Below are 22,500 nucleotides of genomic sequence, written 5' to 3'. Positions count from 1 at the left end.
ACAAATGGTGACGATCATAGAATATGTATAGGTGCTTAAACGACAGAGAACAGAATAGAGTGGATAGAAAGATATTATGAAAAGGTGAAAATAAAAGATTGACATGATACATTTTGTATCATAGAGTAAAGGCATGAATACATAACGTATCTAAAGATTGTCGAAAGTACATCATCCATTTTACCTATTCTCGTATGGGGATATTAGCGAGTATTGATATAAAGACCTATACCAACTGTCATGCTTATTTTAATTTTACAGAGGAGAGGCTGCCATTGGTAGATGTTCATGGTAACGGACTTGTCTTACTCCTATGTGTACCTCGCAGTGGAAGTTCGCTATCCACCGTGATGCTGCAAAATCACAGCCGTGTATTTGCTACACAGGAGATGTGGTTTCTGATGAATCTTGTAGATTTAAAGATGGCTGATTCCCGCCCCTATGGCGGAAGTGCAATCATCCGTCAGTTTTACAGCGCTATGGTATCAGACGAAGGTTTTGAGAAGGCGTGCAGAAGCTTTGCTCTTGAAATATATAACGGATTTCTGGAGGGAAGCGGGGCAGACTTCATCGTAGATAAATCTCCTCGTTACTATTATATGCTGGAATGGCTTGATCGCCTGTTTCCACAGTCCAAGCGCATTCATCTCCAGCGTAACCCCCTTGCCATAGCTGCTTCCTACAAAAAGGTAAACCGCCATACAGGAGAAGGGTTCGAACTGATTGGCAGCTTGCAGAGTCCGAACCTTAATATGAAAGCAGTTGATCTCACGCTGGGTGTGCTCCGTTTGAATGATTATTTTGCGGACAAACACGTGAATGCCTATGAAGTTCAGTACGAACAACTTGTCTCCAACCCTCGGGACGAAATGGAAAAGCTCTGCGCTTTTCTTGGCATCGGATATGAAGAGGGGATAGAGCAATATGGACGCTTTGTGGATAGCACAAAGTCGAATATGTTCTATAGTATGGGTGTCGGCGATCCATTTCTATCTTCGCATCAGGAAGCTCATAAGGATTCTGTTAACAACTGGAAAAAAATACTCGATCCACAGGAAGTTGAATTGTATTGCCGGGTGATGGGCGCAGATCTGTTTCATCGGATGGGCTACAGTGAACAGCTCGAAGAAGCTGAGCAATGGACGGGTGTACGTTACGAAGCTGACCCGGATGAGGAAGTCATATCTAGGCTCACGCGTCAATTCTCCGAAGCAACGGGCAGCAGCTGGCAGCAAGGTTATCGGATGCAGCCTGTAGACCTAGCGAGCAATACTCCAGATGGAAACAGGGATAATCAAGCAGCGAATGAACAGGCTGCGACTGACCCGACACTGGCCGCTCTGGCCACGATCAGGCAGTTGGAAGCCGCGCTGCGTGCAGCCGATAATCGACTGGAGCGTGGGTACAATGAGCGGGAACGATTGAAGGTACAGCTTGCCTCTGCTCACAGCAAGATTCAGCGTATCAAATCCTTGATTCCGTTTGGTAACCAGATAAGCGCCTGGGCATCACAGCGCAAGATACTCCGGGGAGGAAAGTCATGAGCGCTATAGCAGGAATTGTTCATACCGATGGTCAGCAAGCGTTATGGGAGGATAGTTGGCGCCTATATGCCAGTCTGGGCCACGTTCCAGCGGATACAACAGGGGTCTGGAAAGGCAATGAAGCCTTTCTGAGTTGCCACGCCCAATGGATTACCCCGGAATCGGTCAGCGAGCACTTGCCTTTGTATGATGAAGTGAGCGGTCTGACCATCACAGCGGATGCCATTTTGGATAATCGGGAACAGCTGGCAGATCAACTGTCCATATCGAGAGCGGAGTTAGCTGGATTGTCAGATAGTGAACTGATCCTGCGAGCCTATCAGCGGTGGGATGAACATATGGCCGAGAAGCTGCTCGGTGATTTTGCCTTCGCAATCTGGGATGATCGCAAACGCAGACTCTTCGCTGCCAGAGATATTACGGGCATGAGATCCTTTTATTTTCGGCATGATGGTAAGCGGTTTGCCTTCTGTACCTTAATGAATCCATTGCTGCAGTTGGAAGGTGTACATAAAGAACTGGATGAAATCTGGTTGTCCGAATTTCTTGCCATTCCCGATATGCATGACTCGGCAGATATCCATTCGACCGTCTATCGCGGAGTGAGCCAACTGCCCCCTGCTCATACGCTCAGCTTCAGGGATGGAAGGCTGGAACGAAAACAATACCATCGTTGGGACGAAGTGGAGCCTCTAAAACTCAAGTCCGACGGGGAATATATAGAAGCATTCCGTGAGGTATTTGGTCAAGCTGTTGGATCACGTTTGCGAACGCATCGACAGGTGGCTGCTGCTTTAAGCGGAGGGCTGGATTCTGGGGCTGTGGTTGGATATGCATCAGGAACACTGCGGAGTCAAGGGAAAACGTTAAATGCGTACAGCTATGTTCCGGTGTCTGATTTTACGGATTATACATCGAAAACACTGCTAGCAGATGAACGACCGTTTATCCAGTCTACGGTTAATCATGTTGGTAATATCACGGAGAATTATCTTGATTTTGAGGGGAGAAGCCCACTTAGTGAGGTAGACACCTGGCTTGATATTATGGAAATGCCTTATAAATACTTCGAGAACTCCTTCTGGATTCGTGGCTTCTATGAAAAAGCGAGCCAGCAGGATGCAGGTATTCTATTGACGGGAGCGCGGGGCAACTTCACGGTCTCCTGGGGCCCAGCACTAGATTATTACGCCAGTTTGCTGAAAAGCGGACGTTGGTTCCGTTGGCTCCGGGAAATGCAGCAGTACAGTGAACGCACCGGGATGAAGTTCTCACGAATTGCCAAAATTACGGGGCGTAAAGCGTATCCGGAATTATTCAAATCCATGGCAAAGGGAGCTGCCCAAGCCGCATCGGTGCAATTAATCCATCCGGAGTTTGCTAGGCGAACAGGGGTATTGGAACGGCTCAAATCAATTATCGTTCTGCAAGGCGGTGCTCAGGCAGATGCACTCAAAGTACGGGCAGAGAAATTCAACAACCTGGCCATTGCGAACAAAAATGGTGCTGTCGCCACCAAATGCTCTCTTCGTTATCGGGCGTGGGAGCGTGATCCTACGAGTGACGCCAGAGTGATCCGTTTCTGTCTGTCCGTACCGATTGAACAATATGTTAATCAAGGGACAGACCGTGCTTTGATTCGGCGGGCTACATCACCTGAGCTGCCTGACAAAGTGAGGTTAAACCAGCGAGTGCGCGGTGTTCAGCCCGCGGATTGGTTGCACCGCATGATTCCCAATTGGGGCGATTTTACTGCCGAATTGCGTGTGTTATGTTCTGACAGCCGGGTCGCTGGCATATTGAACACAGAGCGTATCCAATCGGCACTGTCCAAATTTCCTAATCCCCGGCCTGAGCTTGCTTCCCACCCGGACTTGCGTTTGATGATGCATAGCCTGATCGTATATCGATTCATACAAAATTTTTGATCTTGCCAGTGGATGATTGATATGAACTGGAGTAAAGGTTCACTATTCTGTTGACTCATGAAGGGAGGTGAATACAATGCAAATGCAAAAGAAAGAATGGCAAGCACCAGCACTGGAAGTGTTGGAAGTGAACCAAACCATGGCGGGAACAGGTTACAGACAAATTGACTGGGTAACTGTTCACGATGCTGACCTTTACGATCCGTCTACTTCCTAAGTTATTAAGCTTTAACCTGTGCCATTATACTTAAAGGGCGGAAAGGCAACAAATCCATCTTTTCGCCTCCGCCCTTATATTTGAGCATGATGAATATAAGGGCTTTTTTATTTACATGAAGAATTGCAAAGGAGGAGTCATTCATTGTTGCCTGTGCAGTATGAAGCTTATGGCTTGCGTTGGCTGAGCCAATTTCCATTGCCCGAACTCCAAATCGTACAAGGCGGTGCAGATTTAGATACCTCTACTGTTGATGTATACATCCAGGTAGCTGATTTAAAAACACGTTGGAACGAGTGGGACGTGGGGAGAGACAACTTTGTTGCCCGGGATGGAAGTCTTTTTTTTCGAATTGAGGATATCGGTCTTTTTTTTATGGAACAGGGAAATAGAATCATAGTATCTCCTGAACCGGGAGCTGACAATAAAAAGGTACGATTATTTATTCTGGGCACATGTATGGCCGTCATTATGATGCAACGCAGCATTTTGCCTCTACATGGAAGTGCAGTGGTCATTGATGGCTGGGCGTATGCATTTGTTGGGCATTCCGGTGCAGGCAAATCCACATTGTCCGCAGCACTTGCTTCGCGTGGTTATCCGCTCTTGACGGATGATGTTGTGGCACTGACGTGGGATGCAGGTGGTAGAGCGATTGTATCGCCCGGGTATCCGCAGCAAAAGTTGTGGCAGCCCAGCCTGGACGGATTCGGGATGAAGGAACAGGATTATGCAACCGTGCATGCGGAGATTACGAAATATGCGATTCCTGTCCAGCACTATTTTCATGATAGATCTGTTCCGCTTGCTGCTGTATTTGAGCTTGATCCAAAGCCGGAGGAAGTACAAATACCCGTTCAACTGATGGAAGTTGCCGGATTGGAACGCTTGCATATGCTTTGTTCTCATACCTTCCGGAGTGGGCTTGTCTCCAGACAAGGTCTGGCGCAGTGGCTATTTGCGACGGTTTCACGTTTGTCCGCAAGTATCGAAGTCTTCAGAATCACAAGATCAGGACCTGATTTTACTGCATTTGAGATGGCAGACCGGATTATCGATCATGTACGTAAAGGAGTGTATACAGGACAATGACTACAACTAAACCAATGAATGGCGAAGATCGTGTAATGCGAAAGGAAGGCAACCTAGTCAGTGACATGGGCGGAGAGAAAGTCATGATGAGCATTCATACCGGAAAGTACTATAACCTGGGCAGCACTGGTGGACGCATCTGGGATCTGCTGAGTGAGGAACAAACTTTGGCTGCGTTGGTAGAGGTGTTAGCCTCTGAATATGATATTGAACCAGCATTATGCCAAGATCAGGTTGTGCAATTTCTTGATCATCTGACACAAGAAGGTTTAATTGAAGTTACCCGCGGAGAATAGAGCCATGTTACGTAAAATAAAAGCTTATTTCTCGTTGCCACGTGAAATTCGTGGATTGGTGTGGGAGGCTTACATCCATCTTGGATGGGCACGAATCCTGAAGGCGATGCCCTTTGCCAAGATTGCTCCAGGTTTGGGTACACCAATGTACGAAACGCCGATGAGTGGACTTCAAAGAAGTGAAGTGAAGACGATACGAAATATCTCCAAAGCCATACTGGTAGCCAGCAAATACACATTATGGGAAAGCCGTTGTCTGGTGATGGCTATTGCAGCGATGAAAATGCTGGAACGCCGTAAAGTCGAGAGTACTCTATATATGGGTACTGCACGGAATGAACAAGGCCAAATGATGGCTCATGCATGGCTGAGAAGTGGGAAATTAATTGTGACCGGAGCAGATACAATGGACCAATATACGGTTGTCGGCGTGTTTGGCAAGCGGTGTCCTGAGAAGGGAGCTGGGGAGATTGTCTACGATACATGAGTGGGAACAATATACAGCCGATTTTCCGCAGGAGCTTAAGCTGATTTTGAGCATGATTAAAGGCGATCTAACAGCAATAACCTCTGAGGACGCCCAAATACGAACGAAGGGTATGGACTGGCAGCTCTTTTTGCGGCTCGCCCATCATCATCGACTGTACTCTGTTCTCTATTTGAAAATAAAAGAATTGGACTTAGCGCTTATTCCCGCTTTTGTAGTGGAAAACCTGAAAAAGCAATATACAGCCAATACGTTCCGCATGTTACATCTGACAGCCGAGATGGAGCAGGTATGTGGCGCTTTTCGTGAACGAGGCATTCGCAATATTACGCTCAAAGGGCCTGCACTGGCTCATGATCTATACGGGGATATCTCGTTGCGGACATCGAAAGATCTGGATATTCTCATTCCTTTTAATGACGTGGAGTCCGCTGAAGAGATCCTTGAATCACTTGGTTATGAATCGAAGGAAGGTAAGAGAACACCAACCGTTGCCAGCTGGAAATGGCGGGAACATCATATATGTTACAAACACCCGGTGAAAAGAACCCAAGTGGAGATTCATTGGCGGCTTAACCCGGATTCCGGAAGAGAAACCGATTTTGAATTACTGTGGAAACGCAGTCGATTCAGCACTTACACCCAGACGCCTGTCCGTATGCTGGAAAGGGAAGATCTGTGGGCATATTTGGTGACGCACGGCGCAAGACATGGATGGTTCAGACTGCGCTGGTTACTGGATATCGACCAGATGATTCGCTATATGCCACTGGACGTCAAAAAAGTGGAGCGACGCCTAAAAGCAGAAGGCAGATTATCTATCGGTGCACAAGCTCTTCATTTGGCTTCCGTATTAATGGACACTCCTCTGGATGCCAATTATCTTGCCTTATTGTCTTCCCACGAACGTGCGGGTGAGAAGTTAGCCAGACGTGGCGTAATGTTCATGAATGAGATGATTGAGAGTCCGGCAGATGTAAAGAGTTATCGTTCTTATCTGTTTGCTCTGCGAAGCACAAGGCAGAAGCTGTTTTTCTTCATCGAACGTTTGTATCCGAGCACCTGGGATGTCGACCAACTACCGCTTCCGCGTTCACTGCATTTTTTGTATTTTCCGTTACGTCCGTTTCTCTGGTTCTGGCGGCGAATCAAAAGGAACACGATGACGGAGAGGGGATAACGTATGATTTCGGAACTGCAATTTTTTATGCGCAAGCTGCATCGTGTAACGGGCCCAGTATTGTATTGGAACCTGCTGGGCATGATCTGCATCAGTCTGATGGAAGGAATTGGCATATATATGCTCGTTCCGATGTTAAGTCTTATTGGTATTTTTGAAATGGGTTCAACAGGTCTGAATTTACCCTGGATATCTGAATTTTTAAATCGTTTTCCGGAAAATGGCCGTCTGCTGCTGGTGCTGCTGACCTTTGTCCTTATTGTCTCTGGACAGGCGTGGCTACAACGTCTTCAGACGATTCGCAACACTCGCATTCAGCAGCAATTTGTTCGAACGCTGCGCATGGAAACCTATCGTGCCATCATTATGGCGCAGTGGTCTTTTTTTCTCCAAAAACGAAAATCCGATTTTAATCATATATTAACGACCGAACTTGCCCGTGTCAGTCAAGGAACGAATATTATGCTGCAAATGGCGGCTTCCTTGATCTTTACCGGCATTCAAATCGGCCTGGCCTTCTGGTTGTCTGCCAAGTTAACTACCCTAGTTCTGGTGTGCGGATTGGTATTGTTTATTGTTTTGAGAAAATTCGTGAAACGGGCAAAACAGATTGGTGATCAGACGTCGGAATATTCCCAGAGCTATTATAACGGTATTACAGAACACTTTAACGGAATCAAGGATATTAAGAGCAATATGCTCGAAAAATCACATATTCACTGGTTTGAACGTATGTGTGGGCGGATTGAACGTAACGTGATTCAATTCAGCCAGTTGAACAGCGGCACACAATTGATTCATCGAATATCGGCGGCGGTCATTATTGCTGCTTTTATCTATTTATCTCTACATGTGCTCGCTGTCCCTCCGGCAAGTTTATTGCTCATCATTCTGATCTTTTCACGGTTGTGGCCACGATTCACATCCATTCAATCCAATCTGGAGTATATGAGTTCGATGCTGCCCGCGTTTCAGATTGTGAGAGAGTTACAGACAGAGACTGAGAAAAGCCGTGAGATTAGCGAGCAAACGGTTAATGCTGGTGAACCATACGATCAGGAGCTAACGGTTCCCGGTCCACGATCAGTTAGAATGAAGGCCCAGGTCAAGCCGAATGAGCAGGAATATGGCGATGTGCCGCCTATTGAACCCTTGGTGCTTAAGGAGTCCATCGAGTGTCAGCAAGTCAATTATCGCTACGAAGGCAGTGATTCCTACTCATTATTCGAAGCGTATGCATCCATCCCTGCGAAAGGCATGACGGCTATTGTAGGCAAGTCGGGAGCTGGGAAGAGCACGATGATTGATCTAATTATGGGCCTCATTCGTCCGGAGAGCGGTCAGATTTTGGTGGATGGGGTGCCGTTAACCGAGAATCGATTGTTAGCCTGGAGGAGTTCAATTGGTTATGTCTCTCAGGACCCTTTTCTGTTCCATACGAGCATTCGTGAAAATTTGCGCCTGGTTGACCCAAATGCCAGCGAGGAGCAGATGTGGCGGGCATTACAGTTTTCTTCGTCTGCAACGTTCGTCCGCAAACTTCCGCAAGGACTGGATACCATTATTGGAGATCGGGGCATTCGTTTATCTGGCGGTGAACGTCAGCGTTTGGTGCTTGCCCGCGCCATGCTTCGGAACCCTTCTGTATTAATATTGGATGAGGCGACGAGTGCGTTGGATAGTGAGAACGAACAGCATATTCATGAGGCCCTTGAGCGCCTGAAAGGGCATGTTACCGTTATTGTTATCGCCCACCGTTTATCCACCATTCGAACAGCGGATCGAGTGATTGTATTGGATGAGGGCCGGGTTATCCAACAAGGGGGTTATCAGCAATTGTCTACTGATCCGGTGGGCACGTTCAGCAAACTGTTGAATATGCAGGCGGGTGTGGTGGGGCAATGAGTTTCTCGGTAAATCCGGAAATGAACAAAGCAAAAAGGCGCGCCATTTGAGGCAGCGCCTTTGATGTATATGTAATAGGGAAGTAATTCAATATGATTGCCATTTTCAATTAGTGAACGATGGCATTGCTAACAGGCTTCGGCAGCTGAAAAGCACCAACACGTTCCAGATGCTGCACAATTTCTTGCACGGCCTCTTCGATGGACAGCTCTTCGGTATCAATAATCAGTGTAGGATCTTCTGGAATATCATAAGGGGCCGAAATCCCTGTGAAATGTGGAATGGCACCGCTGCGCGCCTTTTTGTAAAGTCCCTTTGGATCACGTCGTTCACATTCTTCAATCGAACAACGAACATAAATTTCAATGAAATCATCAGCTTCAAAGAGCTGTTTAACCTTATTCCGATCTTGTGCATCTGGCGAGATAAAGGCGGAAAGAACAAATAACCCGGCATCTACCATCAGCTTGGATACTTCACCAATCCGGCGCAGATTTTCTTGCCGATCCTCGGCCGTGAATCCAAGATCCCGATTCAGTCCATGACGTACGTTATCCCCATCAAGTACGTAACAATGAACCCCTTTTTCGTACAGGTACTGCTCCAGGGCAAATGCAAGCGATGATTTTCCTGCACCGGATAAGCCGGTAAACCATAAGGCACGACTGCGATGACCGTTATGTTTCTCCCTGTCCTGCCTGTTTAAGCTGGATTGCTGCCAGGTAATGTTACGCTCTTCCTTCGACATGAATATCCGCCTCTTCCTACTTATGATATGTATAATATTTTAACATATTTACAAGATTATAGCACCTTCTGAATTTGGCGGAATTTAGCGTGAAGCAACGACAATTCGGGTATAGATGTAGTACATACATAGCAGGAGGAACACCAACATGAACAATAACATACACAACATAAAGGTTTATTTCCAGTGCGCGGATTGCGATCAGGATATCCAGGTAATCTTTGCTCAAGAGCAGGTCAGTGCGGTTCGCTGTTCAGGATGTGGTAGAGCATACACCTTGATGAAGCCTACCATTGGTGACGAGATTTTGCTGGATTGGGAGCAGGAGGCTCTATATCATAAATTGCGGGCAGATCGCTCTGAACATGATAACCATAATATGTCTGCCCTGATTATTAAAGTTATTGAGCTGCTTACCTGGCGGGATAGTGGTGACGGTCAGACACGTGCTATAGAAATGGTTAGAGAGTGGCTGGCTTCCAGTGGGAAACCTCAGACTTTACTTGAATTGTTTCATCATCCCGAGCGAGATAATAAACGGTTTTGAATCAAGTAATGAGAAGTGGGGTCCCATTGGTGTATGTATGTGAAGTGATCTGTAATCGAAATTTACATACATTAGCTGTTCCTGTGGCATATTACCTGAAGGTGTTCGTGCTAGGAAACGACAAACCGAATTTTTCAGGAACAGGAGCGGATAGCAATGAAGCGAATGGTTCTTTACATGCTGCTGGCTGTATTGACGTTCGGTATATTACCGGCACATACTGAAGCATCGCCAATAAATGGAGCTTATCATTTTGGCTTCAAAAAAAGCCAAAACGGACAGTTGCCTTCCATTGATCAGGAAGGATTTAAGGAGATATTGCAGCATAACGATGCCATTTTCCTGGGGGATACGAAACAGAAAGAGCTGTATCTAACGTTTGATAACGGCTATGAAAATGGGTTCACGCCAGCTATATTGGATGTTCTGCGTGATAAGAAAGTGCCAGCTGCTTTTTTTGTCACCGGCCATTATCTGAAAGACCAGCCTGAGCTCGTGAAGCGAATGGCGGCAGAAGGCCATATTGTGGGTAACCACTCCTGGAGCCATCCCGATATGACCCGAGTTTCCAATGAAAAAATAAGAACAGAACTTGATCAGGTACGATCTGAGGTCAATCGGTTGACTGGACAGCAAGCGACCTTCTTGCGGCCACCACGTGGCATTTTTAACAATCGGACGCTTGCAGAGAGCCACGCCCAAGGTTACGTTAATGTGTTTTGGTCCGTTGCCTATAAAGATTGGGATACCAAAGTGCAACGTGGGACAGATTATGCACGTCAGCAAGTTCTGAAACAGCTTCATCCGGGAGCAGTCATTCTGCTTCACTCTGTGTCGAAGGATAACACGGAGGCGCTCGCCTCCATTATTGATGAGGCACGTAAGCAAGGCTATGCGTTCAAAAGTTTGAATGACCTGAAAACAAAAAGTTATTAAGGTTACATGGTTACCATCGAAAAAGGGCATCCTGAGCTAGGATAAATAGCTTGGGATGCCCTTTCTGGCTTGATTTTTGATGGTTTTAACGGACGTAATACTAATTATTAAGGAAACATGTTGTGTGATGAAAGGACTTTTATAGAACTGTGTTATAAATAATGCCGATCGTTTTGGGACCACAATGACTACATATAACGCAGCCAGCCGTAGTCAATTCCACTCGTGCTCCGGTTTGCTCCTGCAGAGACTTCTGTAAATCAAGCGCGTCTTCCTCGGCCATGGTATGCACAACGATAACGAGATCGCGGTCAATCTGTTCCTTATGGCTAAGTGTGTTTTGCAGCATTTGTTCCAGCGCCTTTTCCCGTTTGCCACGGACTTTGTACGCAGGAGACATCTTGCCATCGGCTACACGAATGACGGGACGAATTTTGAGCAGACTGCCAATCAGGTTTTGCATGCCAGAGCAGCGTCCACCTTTGTATAAATACTCCAACGTATCGATAACAAATTCAGTCCGCACATTCGGTTTGATGGCTTCGACGAGTTGTGTAATCTCCTTCAGGCTCTGCCCTTTTTCTGCTGCATGAACTGCCTTCATGACCATTAGGCCAATCCCGGAAGAAAGATTCAGAGAATCCACGACAGAGATGCGGCCTTCCGGAAATTCGGAACTGGCCAATCTTGCATTTTGGTAAGTTGACGAAAGTTCAGAGGACAAGCTGATATATAAGATATCATACCCTTGTTCTATGTAAGGTTGAAATGCCGTCATGAAATCAGCAGGTGAAGGTGCAGCCGTTTTGGGCAGACGCCCATCTCTGCTTACACGTTCATAGAGCTGTTCCGGCTTAATTTCAGCACCGTCCTTCAGTGATTCCTCACCGAACACGACATATAAAGGGATGATACCGATATCGTGCTGCTGGATCCATGCTGGGGCCAGATCACTTGTGCTGTCCGTGAAAATTTTAATTCGCGACATGTCAATCTCCTTTGGATACGAAAATTTGGCAATAGAATGGATCATATGAATCCAGTTGAGGTGGATTAGTGTTACTTCACTATCATTTTTGTGGAATGAATGTCAAGCGGATATAAGCTTTTACATCATATAGATACCAGCAATAATAAGTACTGCAAACGCCAGAATCATGACTCCGCTGAGAATGGTTCCGATGATAGCAAAGACTTTTTTTCGATTCTTGAGAATTAGCCCAATCACACCGAGAATGAGTCCGGCGAGATTAAGAACCAAACAAACAAGAACAGCCAGAGAAGCCAGAACAACTGCTGGATGTAATGCAATCTCTTCCACTTGAATCGGTGTGGTTACGACGCGAACTGCACTGTTGATAGCCATCGTAGCAATAAATAAAGTCAGCATGTAACCAATGATTGAGACCAATCCAATCACAAAACTTGCAATACCAGGCCCGGAATGTTTCAATCGATCCATGGATGGATCTTTCAGGTCGGAGGGGTAAGGTGTAAACAAATTATCATGATTGGGATCTGAATAATCCGCAGCGGAACCGGATTGATAAGGATGGTGACGATTCTGGTTATTTTGATTATCCATAAATGGTTTATCCCTCCCTTAATCGTGGTCATGAGTGTAATTAACCTAATCCGGGTATTATGATTCCCATCAAGAGAATGAAGGCATTCCTTTTTACTTTTCCATAAAAATCGATAAAAATCAAGGTTTCACGCCAGTTTTCGTCGATTTTGAGGCTAAAGGGAAGCAAAGTATATATAACCAGACATATAAATGCCTTCACATCGTAGCTGGCTGGTAAACACTGCAAGGATTCGTTAAAATGAATAGTTGAGAGATGAATTAAGGGAGAGAAGGCAAATGCAACGGAAATGGATGATGCTTGGTGCTGTACTGACAATGCTTTCTGTAGCTATTGGTGCGTTTGGTGCACATATGCTCAAGGAAAAAATTGGTGCAGATGCCATAGCCGTGTATGAAACCGGAGTGCAGTACCACATGATACATGCAATCGGATTGCTCATTATTGGTCTTACAGCGGGTCAACTTGGACCTTCTACCAAGCTCAAGTGGGCAGCACGCCTGCTGTTTATCGGAATTATCATATTCTCGGGCAGTTTGTATGTACTGAGTATTTCAGGTATTAAAATATGGGGAGCCATCACGCCAATCGGCGGGGTAGCCTTTATTGTCGGATGGTTGTTATTAGCAATAGACGTATGGCAACGTGGAAAAGATCGCTAATGATGATTTACAATGCTTGGGCATAGATTAAGGATAACTAACGATGTGCCAACTCATTGTTACGTGAATGAACACCTAAAAAAGCAACTTGCCTGGGAAATGTTATGGAATTCCCCCGTAAGTTGCTTTTCGTTTGAATGTTCATGGAGTTAAAGAAACTCATCAATTTCATTGGTTCGGAACGTATACACTTGTTTTTCATCCACATGGTAGACGCTTACAACACTGGTATCCCGATCAAAATTCAAAATGCGGCATGGAATGCTCTGATGCCTGCCATTTTTGTTGTTCACAACGATCCGAGTAAGACGGTTTTCTTTGATAAGGGTATCAATCCATACATCGAATGAATTTCCGTTGGTAGTGTTGGATGCTTCAGTTGAAGGAGCTTTCTGGGAAGCAGATGTATCGATTTCACTTTGTGGTGTGACTGGAACGGTTGAAGCCGTCGCTTGATTTGGTGATGTGCTTTTTTGTCTTGCATTGGATTGTGATTTTTTTCTTTCTTTATGAAGAAAGGCGAATGAGTCCTTTTTGGACTGCAGTGTCACTTCAATAATTTTGCCAAGCTCTATGCCGGATTGAATCCGGAAGTCCGCAATTTGTTCCTCTTTGTTTATGAACTCCAACAGGGACTGCAGTGCCAATGCATTCGAGCGGCTCTTAATAAGAATATCGACATTGAATAAAAAGCCGATTTCTTCTTCGTTGGATAAGGTTTCTTTCATTCATCCCAGCCCCGTTAAAAGATATGTCAGCAAAAAACATGCTTCAATACACTATATCATTAAAATGGCAATAATCATAGTGCTGGAGACATAGAAAATGAGGGAACCCCTTAGGCCAATTCAAGTAAAACCATATGCATTTCCAATCCTTTTCCGCAGGTGTCCACACCGCTATCCAGAATGAGGCATACAATTATCGTGACCTGCGGAACGAGGAGGTGTATCGGGAAATTATGGTGACGATGGAGCCGATTGTGGTTGGAGAACATGTTCTGGTCGGGGTAGAGGTAAAGCTGCCCAAAACGACATTACTGACGATTAATACATCCAAAGGATATATCATGTGCGGAGCACTGGATGTGGGATTACTTAATGAGAAGCTTGGGGATCGCAAAATTATTGCAGCTCGGGCGGTTGGCGTGCGCACATTGGAACAGCTGCTGCATGCACCTATGGAGTCGGTGACCACGGAAGCCGAAGCTATGGGCATTACGGTTGGCATGACGGGTGTAGAAGCATTGCTCAAGATGATCTAAGTCCAAGGGTGATTACAGATGATTATGGATGATCAATCCCTTTATCAAAGTCGACTTTTGTGACACCAGTACTCATCTCAACGTCGAATACATCTGCAACTACAAAAAAAGGGCTCCCCATTGGGAAGCCTTTTTTTGTACACCATCCTACACAAACGATAAAACATACTTCCATTAATTTAAGATTCATCCTTGGCGAACAAGGCAGACAGATTCTCTTTGAAAGGAGCACGAACAACGCCTTTTTCCGTAATAATGGCCGTTACATATTCATTAGGAGTGACATCAAACGCCGGGTTGAATACTTTTACACCTTGCGGTGCTGTACGTTTACCAAATCCTTCGGTTATTTCCTCCGCAGCACGTTCCTCAATCGGAATGAGATCTCCGGATGGTGTAGACAGGTCAATGGTGGACAGCGGGCTGGCTACATAGAATGGAATATTGTGCGCTTTGGCAAGGACCGCTACGCTGTAAGTTCCGATTTTGTTAGCTACATCCCCATTGGCAGCGACGCGGTCTGTACCTACGATAACGGCCTGAATCCAGCCTTTGGACATGACCATGCCTGCCATGTTGTCGCAGATCAAGGTAACGTCAATACCAGCTTGCTGGAGCTCGAAGGCCGTAAGGCGTGCACCCTGAAGGACAGGGCGGGTTTCGTCTGCGAATACTTTCAGGTTGATGCCGCGCTCGTGAGCGAGGTACATCGGTGCAGTCGCCGTTCCGTATTTTGCGGTTGCAAGTCCGCCTGCATTACAGTGGGTAAGTACACCCATACCGTCTGCGAACAAAGGAAGAGCGTTTTCACCGATAAGGCGGCAAACTTCTTCGTCTTCTTTCTGAATCAAGAGAGCTTCCGCTTCGAGAGCAGCATTGCTATCTTCGATGCTTGCACCGGATTCAGCGAGGTCACTGGCTTTTTGCATCATGCGATCCAGCGCCCAGAACAGGTTAACAGCCGTTGGACGGGAAGTGGCAAGGTGAGCACAGATGGATTTTACGTGATCCAGCCAGCCTTGTATGGCAAGTCCGTCATATGCTTTGGCACCTAGTACGACGCCGAATGCAGCAGCAATCCCGATGGCGGGAGCGCCGCGTACTTTCATCGAGTGGATGGATTCCCATACTTCTTCGGGCGTGTATAGTTTCAGCATAAGAATTGTTTCAGGCAGCAGACGCTGGTCAAGCATTTCAAGCTTGTCCTGTTTCCATATAAGAGAGGACAGAGGCTGATGTTCAGGGGTTGTCATGGATGTTCCTCCGTTCCTTGAGTTAAGCCGTATCATTCTTTGAGTCAGGCTTTAATAGAAGTAACCGCTGTAGCTACTGTATCTAGAAGTTCACCAATGGTATTCAGATTGCGATTACGCTTGATAAGTGCTTTACCGATTGCCAACGCTTTGCGCTGAGCACATTCACGTTGTGTTGCATCTTCAATCGTATCGATATCTGCGACATGCGCAAGTCCAACAATACGGCGGACCATTTTCGCGCCAGCAAAGCCAGCAGAATCTCTGAATAATTGTTGAACATAATGATCTTGGTATCCAGGCGCCTTAGCCATAGGATCAATCAGGTCGGAAGTCCACAAACCACGGAAGCGGGATTCGAATTCAGTCCACACGTCACGAACCATATCCAGCAAAATCGTTTCACGCTCATGAAGAGCCTTCTGCTCCTGAATTCGACCTGGCAGCGAGGCGTAGTGGAGAAGCAGATTGGCAAGCACGGCTCCTACATCAAATCCCATTGGACCGAAATAGGCAAATTCGGGGTCAATGACTTTCGTGGATTCAGGTGTCACAAAAATACTGCCTGTGTGCAAGTCACCATGAAGTAGGGCTTGTCCATGGGTGAGAAATTTCTCACGCAACAAAGCTACTTCAAGATGAAGTTCTCCATCTGTACGAAGTGCTTCCGCCTCATCTTCAATGGAAGCCTCATAATTATTTTTCTCCGCAATGCGATACGGTTCATCAAAGATCAGATCCTCGGTTATTTTACATTGATCCGGATTGACGAATCTGCCCTGTTTCTCTTTCTTCAATTGCTGGTTCATGCCAAGATCTGATGTGAAAAACAATGTTCTCGCCATGAACTCCCCGATATGTTCTGCAAAAAGAGGATATGTTCCGCCATCGATGAGGCCTTTACGCATAATCACATGATCGCTCAAATCCTCCATCACGGTTAAGGCGAGATCATCATCATAATGGTACACTTCGGGCACCATTCCCGGACATAAACGATGCTCTTCCTGCAGGATTTCCCGTTCAATTCTGGCACGTACCAGAGACAATGGCCATGATTCTCCGACCACTTTCGCATAAGGAAGAGCTTGTTTGATAATGATACTTTTATCGGAGTTCTGATCCGTGATATGGAAGACCAAATTCAGATTGCCGTCACCGATCTCACGACATTCCAGATTCGCATCTGCCTCAAACGGACCCGGTATTGTTTTGGCCAGTTCGATTGCATCTTGGGGTGTTAAAGGGCGATATTGGGACAAGAATGCCACCTCCATATATATGAAGAAACAGGAAAACCCACTTCTTTGCTTGGTATATGTCAGTATATCGGAAATAACTGTGCTTTTGTACCCTTTTTTTGAGACAGCCTATGCCGAACTTGTTTCGAACTTCCGGTGTACGGGTAAAAACAAATAGGCCGGACGGTTGACAGAAACCGCCGACAAGGCTTCCCACCACTTGGTGGTGCCGAAATGTTAAATCTCTGTCATTTACATTCAGGTTGACCTGAATCAAGTGAATGTCAGACTAATTTTATAATAAAAGGATGGGATTAAGATGGCTACAAAAAACAAAACAAATCAAGCAAAATCGGTGGAACAAGTACTTAATCGTCAGGTGGCAAACCTGAACGTCCTGTATGTTAAAATCCATAACTATCACTGGTATGTAAAAGGACCTAACTTTTTCACGCTGCACGTGAAATTCGAAGAATTCTACAACGAAGTGACTGTACAAATGGATGAAATCGCTGAACGCATTCTTACCCTCAAAGGCAGCCCTGCAGCTACAATGAAAGAATATCTGGAGTTGTCCTCCATTCAAGAGGCCGCTGGTGGCGAAGATGCCAACACAATGGTACAGAATCTGATCGAGGATTTTGCTACATTATCGAACGAGTACCAAGAAGGTATTGAAGTGGCAGAAGCTGCGGAAGATCAACCAACATCCGATATGCTGACAGGCTTCAAGGCTGATCTGGAGAAACATATGTGGATGCTTCGCTCTTTCTTGGGCTGATTCCACCTTCACTTACCGAGTTTGCTGCCTTATAAACATACATTTACTCCACCCTAACTTTCACGTTGTCAGGATAGCGCCCAGCGTCTATACTGCTGACAAGACTGACTTCGGGGGGAGAACTTATGATAGGCACAACTGTACCCGCATTAAAAGAATGGGCCTCCGCAATCAAAGCACTGGAAACGGGTCGCCAGATTATGGTGATGCGCAAAGGCGGGATTGTGGAGGAAACCCGACGTTTTGAGTTGAAAAGTCCAGCGTTCTATCTGTATCCGACTTATGAACATCAGCGTAAAGAACTGATAAAGTCCTCTGATCATTTCTATGTTGAGGAATCACTGGCCGACTGGGTGCCTGAAGCTTCGACGATCCGTCTCACAGCGTATGCTGAGGTGACACAGGATTTGGAGATCAGAGATCAGGAGATGCTGGATCGACTTCTTGACTTTCATATGTGGACTGCGGATTTTGCCGAAGACCGCCTAAAGTGGAAACGCAAAGATCCACTCCATGTATTGATACTCCGAGTGTACCGTTTAAAAGAACCGATGGAGATTCCCGTATTACCTGAATACAACGGATGCCGTTCATGGATTTCCATTCCGAATGGTTCGGTGCCGTGCGAAATGACGCCGGTGGTGGACGTTGCGGATTTTGACGAACAGGTACAGAAGATTAACGAGACGCTCAAAATGTAATGTTATTTATCGAAAGGACTTGTCCATGATATGGATAGGTCCTTTTTCGGTTGAGAGGAGCAGATTGGATAAAAGATTGAATCCCTGTGATTTTTCTCACTGTCTATTTATGACGAAGAAGTTTTGTCATTTGATTCAATCTTGCTTTTATTATAGAATCAGATAGAATAATGTTTCCTGTAAGGGACAAGAGTTCTTAGGAAATGACTTGATAATCATTGAGAATCAGTTTAGAATTATTCTAAAGTGATTCTTGCTTTGGAGATTGGAGTACAGGAGAAATTCAGGGGAAGCCCTGTTCAGATATTAATAGGTGCTTTTTCGTTTTCGACAGTAAACATCAATTTAATCAATGGAGGGAAACAATACACATGGCTACGAATTTCGTCATTGAAGGTCTGAAAGCGACGATCGAAGGTAAGGAAATCCTAAAAGGCATCAACCTGGAAATGAAAGGTGGAGAAATCCACGCAATCATGGGTCCGAACGGAACTGGTAAATCAACTCTGGCTTCTGCACTTATGGGGCACCCTAAATATGAAGTAACAGAAGGTACGATTACACTTGATGGTGAAGATGTACTGGATATGGCTGTAGACGAGCGTGCTCGTGCAGGTCTGTTCCTGGCTATGCAATACCCAAGTGAAATTGCTGGTGTAACGAATTCTGACTTCCTGCGCAGCGCAATCAATGCACGTCGTGGTGAAGGCAACGAGATCTCTTTGATCAAGTTCATTCGCCAAATGGAAGGTAAAATGAAAGAACTCGACATGAATCCTGAGTTTGCTCACCGTTACCTGAACGAAGGTTTCTCCGGTGGTGAGAAAAAACGGAACGAGATTTTGCAAATGATGCTGCTTGATCCAAAAATTGTAGTACTCGATGAAATTGACTCCGGTCTGGATATCGATGCTCTGAAAATCGTGGCAAACGGTGTAAACGCAATGAAGAGCGAAGATCGCGGATTCCTGATCATCACTCACTACCAACGCCTGTTGAACTACATTACTCCTGACTATGTACACGTAATGATGCAAGGTCGTATCGTGAAGTCTGGCGGACCTGAACTGGCTCACCGTCTGGAAGCTGAAGGATATGACTGGGTTAAGGAAGAGCTGGGAATTACAGATGAAACTGTAGGTCAAGAAGCGTAAAGACAAAACGGAGGAGGATAATCAATGACTACACAAACAATTCTTCCGGTTGAATCTGAAGCGCTTCGCGCCTTGTCGGAGAGCAACAATGAACCCGGCTGGTTGACCGAGCAGCGGCTCGAAGCCCTTAAGCTTGCAAGTGGGCTTGCGCTTCCCAAACTGGAAAAACAAAAAATCGAACGCTGGAATGTCAGCGAGTACGGCACATACAAAGCTAGTGAAGCGATTGCTTCCCTTGAGGAAGTACCAGCTTCCATTAAAGATCTGGTTAAGGACCAAGCGGAAGGCAGTCTGGTTATCCAGCGTAATTCCGGTGCGGTATATTCCAAGTTGTCTGCGGATCTTGCAGCAAAAGGAGTTATCTTCACAGATCTGGCGACAGCAGTTCGCGAACATAGTGATCTGGTAAAACCTTATCTGAATACAGCTGTAAAAGCAGATGAGCATTCCCTTGCTGCACTGCATGCAGCACTTTGGAACGGTGGGGTATTCCTCTATGTTCCGAAAAACGTAGAGATTGAAGTTCCGCTGCAAGCGGTACTGCTCACAGATGATGCTACTGCAACGTTTGCACCGCACGTGCTTGTCATTGCTGAGTCCAACAGCTCCGTTACTTATGTGGATAACTATGTATCTGGCGAACTGTCTTCACCTGTATTCCATAACGGTGTTGTGGAAGTATTCGTGAAAGCTGGTGCCAAAGTTCGTTTCGCTTCGGTTCACCAACTGAGCACGAATGTTACTGACGTATCTTTCCGCCGTGCAGTGGTGGAGAATGACGGTTCGATCGAGTGGATCGTTGGTGAGATGAACAACGGTGATACTGCAAGCAACACGATGACGGTTCTTAAAGGAAATGGCTCAAGCTCCGATTCCAAAGTGATTGCAGTAGGTTCCGGTTCCCAGAAACTGAACTACACAACAGAAGCTCGTCACTTCGGCAAAAACACGCCAAGCCAGATGATTACACGTGCAGTTATGCGTGAAGAGGCTTCTGCAATTATTAACGGAATTACGAAGATTGAGAAAGGCGCTACCAAAGCGGACGGTCAGCAAACAGAGAAAGTACTGATGCTGAGCCCGAAAGCGCGTGGAGACGCCAACCCAATCCTTCTCATTGATGAGGATGATGTAACAGCAGGTCACGCGGCTTCTGTAGGTCAAGTCAATGTGGAGCAAATTCATTACTTGATGTCGCGCGGGATTAACCGTACGGATGCGGAACGCCTGATCATTTACGGCTTCCTGGCTCCGGTGGTGGCGGATATTCCTCTGGAAGCACTGCGTACCCAATTGCAGTCTCTCATCGAACGGAAACTGGGACAATGAACCCGGCTATCCGCGAGCAGTTCCCGATCCTCCACCAGGAAATCAACGGACACCCGCTTGTATACCTAGATAACGCAGCGACTTCCCAGAAGCCGCTGGCTGTAATCGAAGCGATTAAACATTATTATGAATATGAGAACTCCAATGTGCATCGTGGTGTTCATACGCTTGGAAGCCGTGCAACGGATGCTTATGAAGGCGCACGCGAGAAGGTTGCCAAGTTTATCAACGCCCGGCGTACACAGGAGATCATTTTCACCCGTGGGACTACGACTGCTTTGAATTTGGTGGCTTCGTCCTACGGACGCGCAGTCTGCAAAGAAGGCGACGAAATTGTTATTACGCAGATGGAACATCATAGCAATCTGATTCCATGGCAGCAGGTCGCCAAGGAAACAGGAGCAACATTGAAATACATTCCGCTTCAGCCGGATGGCAACATCGATTTGGCTGATGTGGAGAAGACGATTACGAACAATACCAAAATTGTAGCAATCGCTTATGTATCCAATGTTATGGGTGTTGTTCATCCGGTAAAACAAATCGCTGAGATTGCACACCGCAAAGGTGCTGTCATCGTTGTGGATGGCGCACAGAGCACACCACATATGAAGGTGGATGTGCAGGATCTGGACTGTGATTTCTACGCATTATCCGGCCATAAGATGTGCGGACCAACCGGGATCGGTGCACTTTACGGCAAAAAGGCGCTGCTGGAGTCCATGGAGCCGGTTGAGTTCGGCGGTGAAATGATTGATGATGTTGGTCTCTATGAATCCAATTGGAAAGAGCTTCCTTGGAAATTCGAAGGCGGAACACCGATTATCGCAGGTGCGGTAGGATTGGGTGCAGCTATCGATTTCCTGGAGCAGATTGGCATGGATGAGATTGCTCATCATGAAAGTGTGCTGGCAGCTTATGCAACGGAACGTATGGCCGAGATTGACGGACTGACCATTTATGGACCAGCCAAGCGTCATGTCGGAGTGGTTACATTTAACCTCGGTGATGTACACCCGCATGATGTGGCAACTGTGCTGGATGCGAGTGGCGTAGCCATTCGTGCAGGACACCACTGCTGCCAACCGCTGATGCGCTGGCTGGAAGTCAGTTCAACAGCTCGTGCCAGTTTCTATCTATACAATAACGAACAAGATGTGGACCGGCTTGTCAGCGCCTTAATCCAGACAAAGGAGTATTTTGGCGATGCAACTTGATGATCTGTACCGGCGTGTCATAATGGACCACTACAAAAATCCGCGGAACCGCGGAACGTTTGATAATGAAGCTGTCACGGTGAATTTGAACAATCCAACGTGCGGCGACCGGATTTCACTGCAACTTTTGCTGAAAGACGGAATCGTTCAGGAGGCCAAGTATACGGGGGAAGGTTGTTCCATCAGCATGTCCTCGGCATCAATGATGACCGAGGCAGTCAAAGGCAAAACGATGGATCAGGCACTCGACATGGCTAACCGTTTTTCCTCACTGATGAAAGGGGAAGAAGTCGATTTCGACGATTATGAAGATCTCGAAGCCCTATCCGGTGTGAACAAGTTCCCTGCACGCATCAAATGTGCCACATTGGCCTGGAATGCACTACGCAAAGGAATTGACGAAGAGGACAATGTACAATAACGATAGGGAGG

General features: G+C 46.3%; 24 protein-coding genes. 18 read left to right on the top strand and 6 right to left on the bottom strand.

The window, feature by feature from the left end:
- Nucleotides 1–275: 275 nt before the first annotated feature.
- The 8 genes from HW560_RS28900 to HW560_RS28865 all read left to right on the top strand — a co-directional run bounded on the left by HW560_RS28900 (nucleotide 276) and on the right by HW560_RS28865 (nucleotide 8,649).
- A complete protein-coding gene (locus tag HW560_RS28900; RefSeq protein WP_179265298.1) occupies nucleotides 276–1,544 on the top strand; it encodes a sulfotransferase family protein in 1,269 nt (422 codons plus the stop codon).
- The gene (locus tag HW560_RS28895) at nucleotides 1,541–3,472 is read left to right on the top strand and encodes an asparagine synthase-related protein (protein ID WP_090895292.1); all 1,932 of its coding nucleotides are present in this window, start codon (nucleotides 1,541–1,543) and stop codon (nucleotides 3,470–3,472) included. Before HW560_RS28900 ends, HW560_RS28895 begins: the two co-directional genes overlap by 4 nt.
- Before the next feature lie 82 nt (nucleotides 3,473–3,554).
- On the top strand, nucleotides 3,555–3,689 hold the full coding sequence (locus HW560_RS28890) for a paeninodin family lasso peptide (RefSeq protein WP_143067051.1): 135 nt from the start codon (nucleotides 3,555–3,557) through the stop codon (nucleotides 3,687–3,689).
- A 144-nt stretch (nucleotides 3,690–3,833) separates the two neighbouring features.
- Nucleotides 3,834–4,781, top strand: coding sequence for a hypothetical protein (locus HW560_RS28885; RefSeq protein ID WP_090895294.1), 948 nt, complete (start codon nucleotides 3,834–3,836; stop codon nucleotides 4,779–4,781).
- On the top strand, nucleotides 4,778–5,077 hold the full coding sequence (locus HW560_RS28880) for a lasso peptide biosynthesis PqqD family chaperone (protein WP_090895296.1): 300 nt from the start codon (nucleotides 4,778–4,780) through the stop codon (nucleotides 5,075–5,077). The genes HW560_RS28885 and HW560_RS28880 overlap by 4 nt, the downstream gene beginning before the upstream one ends.
- Before the next feature lie 4 nt (nucleotides 5,078–5,081).
- On the top strand, nucleotides 5,082–5,564 hold the full coding sequence (locus tag HW560_RS28875; RefSeq protein ID WP_090895298.1) for a lasso peptide biosynthesis B2 protein: 483 nt from the start codon (nucleotides 5,082–5,084) through the stop codon (nucleotides 5,562–5,564).
- Nucleotides 5,548–6,744 carry a nucleotidyltransferase domain-containing protein gene (locus HW560_RS28870; RefSeq protein WP_090895301.1) on the top strand — a complete coding sequence of 399 codons (1,197 nt, stop codon included), beginning with the start codon at nucleotides 5,548–5,550 and terminating at the stop codon, nucleotides 6,742–6,744. Before HW560_RS28875 ends, HW560_RS28870 begins: the two co-directional genes overlap by 17 nt.
- Nucleotides 6,745–6,747: 3 nt before the next feature.
- A complete protein-coding gene (locus tag HW560_RS28865) occupies nucleotides 6,748–8,649 on the top strand; it encodes an ABC transporter ATP-binding protein (protein ID WP_179265297.1) in 1,902 nt (633 codons plus the stop codon).
- Between the two features lie 109 nt (nucleotides 8,650–8,758).
- On the opposite strand, the gene cysC is transcribed toward HW560_RS28865, so the two are convergent.
- Nucleotides 8,759–9,397 (bottom strand): adenylyl-sulfate kinase, encoded by a 639-nt coding sequence (cysC, locus tag HW560_RS28860; RefSeq protein ID WP_090895306.1) that lies wholly within the window; start codon nucleotides 9,395–9,397, stop codon nucleotides 8,759–8,761.
- Nucleotides 9,398–9,545: 148 nt separating this feature from the next.
- Here cysC and HW560_RS28855 point away from each other — a divergent pair, with 148 nt between their 5' ends.
- Both HW560_RS28855 and pdaA read left to right on the top strand, forming a co-directional pair.
- Nucleotides 9,546–9,944 carry a hypothetical protein gene (locus HW560_RS28855; RefSeq protein WP_090895309.1) on the top strand — a complete coding sequence of 133 codons (399 nt, stop codon included), beginning with the start codon at nucleotides 9,546–9,548 and terminating at the stop codon, nucleotides 9,942–9,944.
- Nucleotides 9,945–10,100: 156 nt separating this feature from the next.
- Nucleotides 10,101–10,880, top strand: coding sequence for a delta-lactam-biosynthetic de-N-acetylase (pdaA, locus tag HW560_RS28850; RefSeq protein ID WP_109999594.1), 780 nt, complete (start codon nucleotides 10,101–10,103; stop codon nucleotides 10,878–10,880).
- 139 nt (nucleotides 10,881–11,019) lie between these two features.
- Here pdaA and HW560_RS28845 read toward each other — a convergent pair whose 3' ends face one another.
- Together HW560_RS28845 and HW560_RS28840 are read right to left on the bottom strand one after the other, a co-directional pair.
- A complete protein-coding gene (locus HW560_RS28845; protein ID WP_179265296.1) occupies nucleotides 11,020–11,868 on the bottom strand; it encodes a DegV family protein in 849 nt (282 codons plus the stop codon).
- A gap of 120 nt (nucleotides 11,869–11,988) precedes the next feature.
- The gene (locus tag HW560_RS28840) at nucleotides 11,989–12,465 is read right to left on the bottom strand and encodes a hypothetical protein (protein ID WP_179265295.1); all 477 of its coding nucleotides are present in this window, start codon (nucleotides 12,463–12,465) and stop codon (nucleotides 11,989–11,991) included.
- A gap of 279 nt (nucleotides 12,466–12,744) precedes the next feature.
- On the opposite strand from HW560_RS28840, the gene HW560_RS28835 reads away from it, so the two are divergent.
- A complete protein-coding gene (locus tag HW560_RS28835) occupies nucleotides 12,745–13,128 on the top strand; it encodes a DUF423 domain-containing protein (RefSeq protein ID WP_090895318.1) in 384 nt (127 codons plus the stop codon).
- Nucleotides 13,129–13,277: 149 nt separating this feature from the next.
- On the opposite strand, the gene HW560_RS28830 is transcribed toward HW560_RS28835, so the two are convergent.
- Nucleotides 13,278–13,856 carry a hypothetical protein gene (locus tag HW560_RS28830; protein WP_090895321.1) on the bottom strand — a complete coding sequence of 193 codons (579 nt, stop codon included), beginning with the start codon at nucleotides 13,854–13,856 and terminating at the stop codon, nucleotides 13,278–13,280.
- A gap of 233 nt (nucleotides 13,857–14,089) precedes the next feature.
- Between HW560_RS28830 and HW560_RS28825 the strand changes: the two genes are divergently transcribed.
- Nucleotides 14,090–14,392, top strand: coding sequence for a YunC family protein (locus HW560_RS28825; protein WP_017689545.1), 303 nt, complete (start codon nucleotides 14,090–14,092; stop codon nucleotides 14,390–14,392).
- A 179-nt stretch (nucleotides 14,393–14,571) separates the two neighbouring features.
- Here HW560_RS28825 and mtnA read toward each other — a convergent pair whose 3' ends face one another.
- On the bottom strand, nucleotides 14,572–15,645 hold the full coding sequence (gene mtnA / locus HW560_RS28820) for an S-methyl-5-thioribose-1-phosphate isomerase (RefSeq protein ID WP_179265294.1): 1,074 nt from the start codon (nucleotides 15,643–15,645) through the stop codon (nucleotides 14,572–14,574).
- 44 nt (nucleotides 15,646–15,689) lie between these two features.
- Nucleotides 15,690–16,907 (bottom strand): S-methyl-5-thioribose kinase, encoded by a 1,218-nt coding sequence (mtnK, locus tag HW560_RS28815; RefSeq protein ID WP_179265293.1) that lies wholly within the window; start codon nucleotides 16,905–16,907, stop codon nucleotides 15,690–15,692.
- A gap of 298 nt (nucleotides 16,908–17,205) precedes the next feature.
- Between mtnK and HW560_RS28810 the strand changes: the two genes are divergently transcribed.
- The 6 genes from HW560_RS28810 (at nucleotide 17,206) to sufU (ending at nucleotide 22,489) form a co-directional block, all read left to right on the top strand.
- Entirely contained in the window at nucleotides 17,206–17,667 is a 462-nt protein-coding gene (locus HW560_RS28810) for a Dps family protein (RefSeq protein WP_079345979.1), read from the top strand.
- A gap of 125 nt (nucleotides 17,668–17,792) precedes the next feature.
- The gene (locus tag HW560_RS28805; RefSeq protein WP_090895329.1) at nucleotides 17,793–18,368 is read left to right on the top strand and encodes a DUF1802 family protein; all 576 of its coding nucleotides are present in this window, start codon (nucleotides 17,793–17,795) and stop codon (nucleotides 18,366–18,368) included.
- 371 nt (nucleotides 18,369–18,739) lie between these two features.
- Nucleotides 18,740–19,522 (top strand): Fe-S cluster assembly ATPase SufC, encoded by a 783-nt coding sequence (gene sufC / locus HW560_RS28800; protein ID WP_090895331.1) that lies wholly within the window; start codon nucleotides 18,740–18,742, stop codon nucleotides 19,520–19,522.
- A 24-nt stretch (nucleotides 19,523–19,546) separates the two neighbouring features.
- Nucleotides 19,547–20,851, top strand: a complete 1,305-nt coding sequence (gene sufD / locus HW560_RS28795; RefSeq protein ID WP_090895334.1) for a Fe-S cluster assembly protein SufD — start codon at nucleotides 19,547–19,549, stop codon at nucleotides 20,849–20,851.
- Entirely contained in the window at nucleotides 20,848–22,068 is a 1,221-nt protein-coding gene (locus HW560_RS28790; protein WP_090895337.1) for a cysteine desulfurase, read from the top strand. Before sufD ends, HW560_RS28790 begins: the two co-directional genes overlap by 4 nt.
- Nucleotides 22,058–22,489 (top strand): Fe-S cluster assembly sulfur transfer protein SufU, encoded by a 432-nt coding sequence (gene sufU / locus HW560_RS28785; protein ID WP_063564289.1) that lies wholly within the window; start codon nucleotides 22,058–22,060, stop codon nucleotides 22,487–22,489. The genes HW560_RS28790 and sufU overlap by 11 nt, the downstream gene beginning before the upstream one ends.
- Nucleotides 22,490–22,500 lie beyond the last annotated feature (11 nt).

The organism is Paenibacillus sp. E222 (assembly GCF_013401555.1).
GTDB lineage: Bacteria > Bacillota > Bacilli > Paenibacillales > Paenibacillaceae > Paenibacillus.
This window is presented reverse-complemented; position numbering and strand designations above follow the sequence as displayed.